Here is a 7,957-nt window from a genome sequence, read left to right as displayed (position 1 = left end):
AAGGTGTACTACCATCACGAGGGCACGGTGTACGGCGCGGAGAAAAAGCCCGACGGCTCCCCCCGCCTCTACTCCCTCTCGCCCCACGAGGACGAGGACGTGTACGCCATCGCCAGGAAGCCGGGAAGGTCGGAGGGGACGGCGGTGGAGCCGATGATTGATCCGGTGGATGCCGTCGCGGAAGGCATGGCAGGCGGGGGGCTGGCGGCACTCCGAGCGACCGGAACGCCACTGCGGCGTGCGGGCGTCGGAATCGCTACCGGGAGTGCAGATGTTGCCAAGAACGTGGCTGAGCAGTACGCAAACTCGACGTTCAAGACTTGGTTCAAATGAACGACTCCTTCTTGCCGCCGACCTGCTCAGGGTCGGCGGCAAACAAGTATGAGCAACACGGCGGCGTATCCATGCCCGACCTGAGGCATCATACACTCAACGTGAATCAGGAGTATAATTTATGCAGATTGATCCGGACAGCAAGATCGTCCGTTTCGTTCTCAGCATCTTGTTCACGGCGATTTTTTATACTTTAGCGGCATTCTCAAGCAATGCGCCAAATAACGCCGACAACTTGTATTTTCAATAAAAGTCGCAAAAAGACGGCCTTACAGCAGCAAATATCAATCAAAGTCTTATTATTTGATATCTCATCATTACGTAATCACGAGAAATCGATCACCATCTTCTCAGGAAGCAACACCTATCGCTCAACAAACGGCACATTGCACGGCAAACGTAGAACCCCAGCGCCCCCCGCCCCGCCTCTACTCCCTCTCGCCCCACGAAGACGAGGACGTGTACGCCATCGCCAAGAAGCCGGACAGGTCGGAGGGCACGGCGGTGGAACCGAGGGTTGATCGGGGCGACATACGGGGGGATAAGATGCCCCCGCCCTCTCAGTTTCGGGGACGCGGGGCTTGGCGGCGCAGCAGCGCCTCGTCGATCCGGCGGATCTCCTCCGCGCTCACCTGCCCGCTGCACAGCAGGTGGCGCTCCTCGCCTTCCGGCGCGTCGCCGAAGGTGACGAGCGTGAGCCCGCCGTCACGGAACTCCTCGCCGCGCAGAAGCTCCTCGGCCTCCTCGGGGGCGATGAACATGTACCCCGCCCGCCCGGCGCGGATCATCCGGGCCATGGCCACGTTCTCCGCCGCAGTCTTCTCGATGCGAACCGCAGAGGCCGCGATGAGCGCGTCCAGCTCCTTGCCGTAGGAATAGCTGTCCTTCATCAGCAGAAGCAGCGTGGGATCGCCCAGGGCCTCGCGCACGCTCATGCCCTGGCGGAAGCGCCTGTCGTGGGTGCGCGCGAGGGCCGCCACGGGCCTGTCCTTGTAGAGGGGCGCGGTGAACCGGCCGATCTTTTCCCGCTCCGGGTTCCGGAACCAGCCCACGAGGCACACCCTGCCCGGATTCTGCTCCAGCATGGCCAGCTGACGCCTGGCCGGGGTGAGCACCCACTTGTGAGGGATGTTCGCGGCCGTGAGGGCCGCCTCCGCCGGGTCGGCGGTGAGCCCCCGCACGCGGCCGTCGGGGCCGGTGATCAGATAGGGCGGCCGCTCGTTGTAGAGCACCAGCACGGGCTCACCGGCCAGGGCCAGGGACCCTGCCAGCGCCAGAATCGCCATGCTGATGATCAACCTCGAGACGGTCATCCTGCTCTTCCTTGTCGTCGCGTTGCCCCGGGAGCCACCGCGCGGGGCTTCCCTACCCGCTCACGCGCATGGCCGCCGCCGGGTTGATGCGCGCGATGCGCGAAAGCACCTGCCGCGCCCGGGCCTTGCCCTCGTCCGAGGCGTCGGAGGAGATCGCGTCGTAGGCGGCCAGGAGCGCCCGCAGGGCGGTGTCGGGCTCCCACTGTTCCAGCTTGTACTGCCCCACCAGCTCCAGAAGCTCGTCGATGGTGGGTGCTGCCAGGTCCGCCCTACCCGACTGGGTGAGCAGGCTCGCCATGGCGATGAGCGCGTCGAAGCGCTCCCGGCCAGAGCGCGACTGGCGCAGGGCCTCCTGGAGCGCCGTGACGGCCTCCACGAATTTCTTCTGGGCCGCCAGGCCCCGCGCCTCCTCCAGCACCCTGCCCAGGGGCGAATCCGAGGGCGCGGCATCCAGCGCCTGACCCGACCCAGGGGCGACGGACTTGAGCCAGGCCTTGGTCTCGGCGTCGGCGAAGGGCGTGCCGTCGGAGAAGCTCAGGTTCTCGATGCCCTTGAGACGCTGGGCGTAGAGCCCGGTCTGGGCCTTGAGGGCGTCCAGGGCGGGCGCGCCCTTGGCCCCCAGGGAATCCAGGGCCTGGGCGGCAAGGCGCGAAAGGTCCAGCCAGAAGAGATAGACCGGTATCTGTGATTCGGCGCGACGCAGGGCCTCCTCGAACTGACGCCCGGAGAGGAGTTGCTGGATGGAACCCCGGATGGACTCGTCGGGCGGCGGGATCATGGTCTGCCCCTGGTCCGCCGGGGGCAGGCCGTCCACCTTGAGCCACGCCCCCAGGCGGTTGAGGGTCACGGCGCGGGGATCGCCCGCGTCGGCCGTCAGCAGCTCGGCCGCCGTGAAGACCATCTGGCCCAGGCAGAATTCCAGGCTGGCCGCCGGGTTGCCCGAAGCCGGAGGCGCGGGGCGCGGCGCGACGGCCGGTGCGGGCGCGGCCGGAGCTGCGGCCGCGGGCGCGGACTGCGCCGGGGCTGCCGCCGGGGCCTCGGCCGGGGTCGCGGCAGCCTGGGGCTCGGGGGCAGGCGGGGGCGGGGCCTCCACGGGCAGGTGCTTCGCGTACTCCAGCATGTCGCGGAAGGCCGGGCCGTCGGGAAGGTTGTCCCCGGCGAAGCGGTCCAGGGCGTTGAACCCGGCGACGAGGCGGTCCACCATGTCCTTGGGGAACACGGCGTCGGAGGTGTAGCTCTGAAAGTAGGCCTGCACCTGGTCGCGGAACCAGGTGAGGGCGTTCACGCGGCCGCGCATGCGCTTTTTGGGGGGGAAGAGGTCTTCCCAGAACGTGGTAGTCACGTCGGCGAGCAGGTTCACGCCGTCGGCCAGCCCAGGCAGGGCCTTGGTCTTCAAGAGGCCGACGGCCATGTAGGCCGCGGTGGGCAGGTGCTTGCCCTTGGCGGTGAGGATAACCTCCGAAAGCTGGACCACCTTGTCCCAGTCGATGCCCTGGCCCGTGGCGGAAGGCATGGAGAGCTTGTCGATCTCGGCCTGGAGCTGCTCGAACTCAGGCTCGTAGGAGGGGTCCGTCCCTGCGGGGTTGGCCGCCGAGATGGGGGCTTTGCCGATGTCTGCAATGTCCATGGGGGCCTGCGGGGTTGTGGTTGCGAAGCGGCCGTCCTGCGGGGGCGGCTCCCCACTCTACCCCGAAGCGGCGGAAAGAGACAACCTCACAAATCCTCCCCGCCCCGGCGGCAGGCGCCACGCCGCGTCGGCGCCGAGCCTTCGCCCGCGCCGGCCTCCCGCGCCGGACTGATGGCCCCGGCAAGGCCCGAGAGCAGCTCCGCCAGGGTCCCGGCCTGATTGACCATGGGTAACGGACCGCCCTGAAACTCCACCACCTTCACGCGGCTGAGCGCCGCACGAGCGGCCGGGGCCGCCTTCGCTCCGCCGGGCAGTGCCGTGCGCACGAGAAAACGCGGCAGCTCCTGCCCGCGCCCGCCGTAGGGATAGGGGTCGGTGAGGCAGGCGCGCGGGAAGGGCTGGAGACGCACGGAAAGCCAGCGTGCCGCCTCCCGGCAGGTGAGGCCGAAGCTCTCGGGCGGCGGGGGCGGCACGAGCCAGTCGGCCGAGGCGGGCATGGCGCGCACGGCCAGGTCGGCGCGTCCGGCGGCTTCGGCGTAGCATTTGCCGCGCTCCGCCAGCGCGCCGTCCAGAAGCACCACCCCGGCCACCTTGGCGGAGTGGCGATGGGCCAGAGCCTGGGCGATCAGTCCGCCGTAGCCATGGCCCACCAGGAGCGTCCGATCCAGGTCCTCGTGGAAGAGGAGCTGGGCGGCGTCCTGCACGTGCATGGCCAGGGAGATTTCGGGCCGCAACAGGTGGGCGCGCTCCCCGCAGCCGGTGAGCGAGGGCCGGTGGACATCGTGGCCCAGACGGTCCAGGGCCTGGGCCGTGAAGCGCCAGAGCCAGCCGCCGGTGAACGCGCCGTGGAGGAGTATGATGGAGGCCATGCCCGGTCAAAGCAAGGGCCGGGCCAAGAGGCGAAGGCCCGGAAAGCCGCGCCGGGCCTGGACGGAAGCGAACCAGATGCAGGATGGGACGACAATTCCGTGATGCTGCTTTCAGGAATGTCGAACAGCGCTGAAACAAGCCGAACCTGACCGGCTACTCCCAGGCGAACACGGTCCCTGCCCGAAGGAAACACCCCCGGCAGCGCCACTCGGCCCCGGCGGGACCGCCGCCCGCACGGACAAGAAACGCCCCGGACCTCGCGGCCCGGGGCGTCGAAAACGCGCGTTCAGCCCCCCCCGCCCTACTTCACGCACTCGCTGATGCTCTGCGGGATGCTCGCAGGCGTCACGGAGAGGAGCCGGATCACGGGCTGGTTGCCCTCGAACACGAAGCTCACCTGGATGCGCTTGACGCCCAGCGCCCCCAGCATGTCCTTCTGCCCGGGGAAGTCCTCGGGGGTGTAGGTCTTGGAGCCGCCGGTGCGGAAGTCCTTGAGGAACAGGGCGAAGCCGTTGGGGCCGGGATAGGTCTTGGTGACGGTGAGGTCGTTGAAGACGATGGTGACGGTGGTGTCCGAGCAGCCGTCGGGCTTCCACTTGAAGGAGGCCGAGTCCAGGAAGTTGTAGTTGTTGAGGGCCTGGGGCTGGTTGCCGCAGGTGAGCGTGAGCGTGGTGAGGTAGGGCTTCTGGCGCGCCTCGGGGTTCACCGTGGTGGGCACGGTCTTCACGATCACGTCGTACTCCGGCAGGGCCTCGGCCACCTCCTGGCCTCCCTCGTCGAGGAAGTTCAGGAAGGTGCGGTTGACGGGGAACACGGCCTGCATCCAGGGCTTGGCGGCCCAGCCCTTGATCTCGCGCGTGAGGAAGGGCTTGGCCGGGCCGTTCACGAACTTCCAGACCACGCCGTCCTTTTTGTCCAGGAGCACCTGGCGGTAGCGGCTCTGGGGGATCATCTGGGCCTCGGAAAGCACGCGGCTCTCCCACTGGCGCTGCAACTCGCAGGAGGCCAGCTCCGTGGAGAAGAGCACGAAGAAGGCCAGCGGGCCGCCCACCATCTGGGTGAAGGCGTCGCCGCCCGCGCCCCCGCCCACGCCGATGAGGGCGTTCATGGACATGAGCGCCGCCTCGGCTGTCTGGGCCGGGCTCTTCACGGTCAGGGCGGGCGCGGGCGCGCCGCCTGCCGGGGCGTCGGCGGACACGGAGGCCCCCATGGAGGCGGAGACGAACTGGAAGGCCGTCTCCTGGGTGGCCACGGCGGGCACCATGTCCGTGAGGGCCTTCTGGTACTCCTGGAGCTTGCCGGTGGCGGCCAGGAGATTCTCGAACTTGCGGGCGTCGTTGGGATCGATGTCCCCCTGGATGCGCTGGACGGCCACCTCCACGCGCTCCTTGCCCTTCTCGATCAGGGGTTCGGCCTTGTTCTGGGCCTTGGCCTGCTCCATGGCGATGTGGAAGCGCGAGACCTCGGCGGCCCAGGGCGGCGGCGTGCCCAGTTTGCCCAGGGCCTGGAAGTCCCTGGCCATGCGCTCGAGCATGGCGAAGTAGGGCCCGGCAAAGGTGGGCATGCGCGCGGCCATCTTGCGCTTGTCGTTGTCGTCCAGGAGGAAGCCGTAGCCCAGGTGGAAGCCCTGGGCGAAGTGCTGCCAGGAGAGGTAGAACTGGTTGGCGTACCAGCTCCAGAAGGCGTCGATGCGCGCCTGGAAGGCCTTGGGGTTGTCCACGGCCTGGTCGAATTCCTTGATGAAGGACTCGATGGCCTTCTTGCCCTGCGACGTGAAGCCGGCAGGCACGTAGGCGTCCTGGCCGGAGACCTGGCCCGCGCCGCCCCAGAAGTCGTTGAGGGTGACGGGGTGCAGGTAGGGGCGGGTGTTGGCCCATTCCACGAGCCACTGCATCTGGCCGTCCTTGAGGGAGGCCAGGCGCGTGAGACGCAGCTTGAAGTCGGCCAGGTGCTGGGCCATGGCCTCGTTCCAGGGCTCCCAGTAGAGGTAGTCCAGGTAGCAGTCGTTGAAGAAGGGGGCCAGCTCGGGGACGAGCTTGGGGTCCACCTGGGCGAGCACGGCGTCGGGGTAGGAGGGGATCTTGCGCATATCCTCCAGAGAGGCCCCGCGCTGCTTGGCTTTGAGGAGTTCGATGCGCCAGACCATGTGCCCGATGTACATGCCGATGGTGGTCTCGGAGGCCCTGTTGTCCAGTGCGTCCACGGAGGCGCGCATGGAGGAGTCCAGGGGGGTGAGCACCTGGTCGCGGAAGAGCCCGGCGAAGGCCAGCTTCACGCGGCGCTCGCCCGCGAGGCTCTGGTCCAGGCCCATGCGGGGCAGGAGCCAGTCGCGGTTGACGGCCTCCATCTGCACGATCTGGCGGCGCAGCTGGTCCAGGATGAGCAGTTTCTGGTCCATGCCGCCGGTGAGCTTGGGCATCTCGGCGAACTGGGAGGAGATCACCTGGAGGGCGCGGTTGTTGTGTGTGTAGGAGAGCGTGAAGAACCCGGCCGCGCAGAACAGCAGGAAGAGCCAGGCCATCACCCCTGCGAAGCGCGTGCGGGAGCGCCAGCGGGCGAACTCCAGCATGGGGGTGAAGAGGTTGCGGTCGCCGGGCAGGAAGCGGGAGAACACGTCGTGGAGGAAGGCCCCGCGGTCGGTGGCGGCGCGCTCGGAGAGCTGGGCGGCCACGTCGGCCAGGTCCTGGGAGAGCACATGGGCCTGCCCTTCCTGGCGGGCGCTGGAGAAGAACACGCCACGGTAGACGGGCGTCTCCAGGTAGGGGTTCTCGGAAAAGAGCGCCCCGGTGAAGACGCGCAGCCTGCCGCCCAGGCGGGCCAGCTCGTCGGGAAGCATGAGGGTGGCCGGGTCCATGTCGGCCAGGTCGCAGGGCAGGAGCAGGCGCAGGTCTTTGAGCCTTGTGGTCAGGCGCTTCATGCCCTCGTCCAGGGCGTTGACAGCCGGGCGCAGGGTGTTGGAGTTCACCTCGCCCATGGCCTGGAGCAGTTCGCCGTTCTCGAGCATGTCCACGAAGCCGTTCATGCCGAGAACGTGGTCCATCTTGGTGACCAGGAGGAACACGGGGAACTTGGCCCCGATCACGCGCATGAGCTCGTTGACGCGGCGGCGCAGGCCCTTGGCGTGCTCCACGAGCACGTCGTCGGAGGCGTCGGTGAGCTTGTCGGCGGCCACGGTCAGCACCAGCCCGTTCAGGGGCTCCTTGCGGCGGTGCTTGACGAGCAGCGCCAGGAAGCGCTCCCACTCCTCGCGGTCGCGTGCCTCGTCCTGGGGGATGGCGTAGCGTCCGGCGGTGTCCAGGATCACGGCCTCGTCGGCGAACCAGAAGTCCACGTTGCGGGTGGGTGCGGGCAGGCGCTCCTGGCCCACGTCGGTGAGGATGGAGGCCAGCTTGGCCCGGCGCAGGGCCAGGGACTTGCCCGCCCCCGTCTCGCCCATCACCAGGAACCAGGGCTTCACGTAGACCGGATCGCCCTGCTGCCGGAGCTGGGAGGCGCGCAGGATCTCCACGGCCTTGGCGAAGCGGTCCTCCACGTCTCGCAGGAGCCTGGCCTGTTCGCCCTGGGCGGCGGAGATGGCGGCGGTGTCCTGCTCCACCACGCGCTTGACGAACTGGCGCTCGCGGCGGCGGAACCACCAGCGACGCAGGAAGACCACGCCCACGATGATCCCGGCCGCGCCCACGCCGATGGCCGCAGCCGCCCAATCGGGCCAGCCGCGCCACTGGGCCAGGTACCACGCGCCCACGCCGATGGCGGCGAACAGCAGGAGCCAGAGGAAGACCTTGAGCACGATGATCAGAACGTTTTTCATGGC

General features: G+C 68.3%; 5 protein-coding genes. 1 reads left to right on the top strand and 4 read right to left on the bottom strand.

What is annotated here, in order from left to right:
• Positions 1-333 (top strand): hypothetical protein (locus NNJEOMEG_RS18335; protein ID WP_173086925.1); only part of this gene is annotated, 333 nt, incomplete at its 5' end.
• A gap of 560 nt (positions 334-893) precedes the next feature.
• On the opposite strand, the gene NNJEOMEG_RS18330 is transcribed toward NNJEOMEG_RS18335, so the two are convergent.
• The 4 genes from NNJEOMEG_RS18330 to NNJEOMEG_RS18315 form a co-directional block, all read right to left on the bottom strand.
• Positions 894-1,646, bottom strand: coding sequence for a transporter substrate-binding domain-containing protein (locus tag NNJEOMEG_RS18330; RefSeq protein WP_173086924.1), 753 nt, complete (start codon positions 1,644-1,646; stop codon positions 894-896).
• 52 nt (positions 1,647-1,698) lie between these two features.
• The gene (gene tssA, locus NNJEOMEG_RS18325; protein ID WP_173086923.1) at positions 1,699-3,273 is read right to left on the bottom strand and encodes a type VI secretion system protein TssA; all 1,575 of its coding nucleotides are present in this window, start codon (positions 3,271-3,273) and stop codon (positions 1,699-1,701) included.
• Between the two features lie 86 nt (positions 3,274-3,359).
• Positions 3,360-4,142 (bottom strand): alpha/beta fold hydrolase, encoded by a 783-nt coding sequence (locus NNJEOMEG_RS18320; RefSeq protein ID WP_173086922.1) that lies wholly within the window; start codon positions 4,140-4,142, stop codon positions 3,360-3,362.
• Positions 4,143-4,444: 302 nt separating this feature from the next.
• Positions 4,445-7,954: a type VI secretion protein IcmF/TssM N-terminal domain-containing protein gene (locus tag NNJEOMEG_RS18315; protein WP_173086921.1), complete on the bottom strand. Its 3,510-nt coding sequence runs from the start codon at positions 7,952-7,954 to the stop codon at positions 4,445-4,447.
• Between the last annotated feature and the right edge of the window lie 3 nt (positions 7,955-7,957).

The sequence above is a fragment of the Fundidesulfovibrio magnetotacticus genome (assembly GCF_013019105.1).
Taxonomy (GTDB): Bacteria; Desulfobacterota; Desulfovibrionia; order Desulfovibrionales; family Desulfovibrionaceae; genus Fundidesulfovibrio; species Fundidesulfovibrio magnetotacticus.
Note: the sequence above shows the minus strand (reverse complement) of the source record. Positions and strands in the feature narration are given on the sequence as shown.

What these genes read in the sequence shown, in the direction of transcription:
- NNJEOMEG_RS18330 (WP_173086924.1), bottom strand. Translation starts at nt 1,646, where the DNA reads ATGACCGTCTCGAGGTTGATCATCAGCATGGCGATTCTGGCGCTGGCA.
- tssA (WP_173086923.1), bottom strand. Translation starts at nt 3,273, where the DNA reads ATGGACATTGCAGACATCGGCAAAGCCCCCATCTCGGCGGCCAACCCC.
- NNJEOMEG_RS18320 (WP_173086922.1), bottom strand. Translation starts at nt 4,142, where the DNA reads ATGGCCTCCATCATACTCCTCCACGGCGCGTTCACCGGCGGCTGGCTC.
- NNJEOMEG_RS18315 (WP_173086921.1), bottom strand. Translation starts at nt 7,954, where the DNA reads ATGAAAAACGTTCTGATCATCGTGCTCAAGGTCTTCCTCTGGCTCCTG.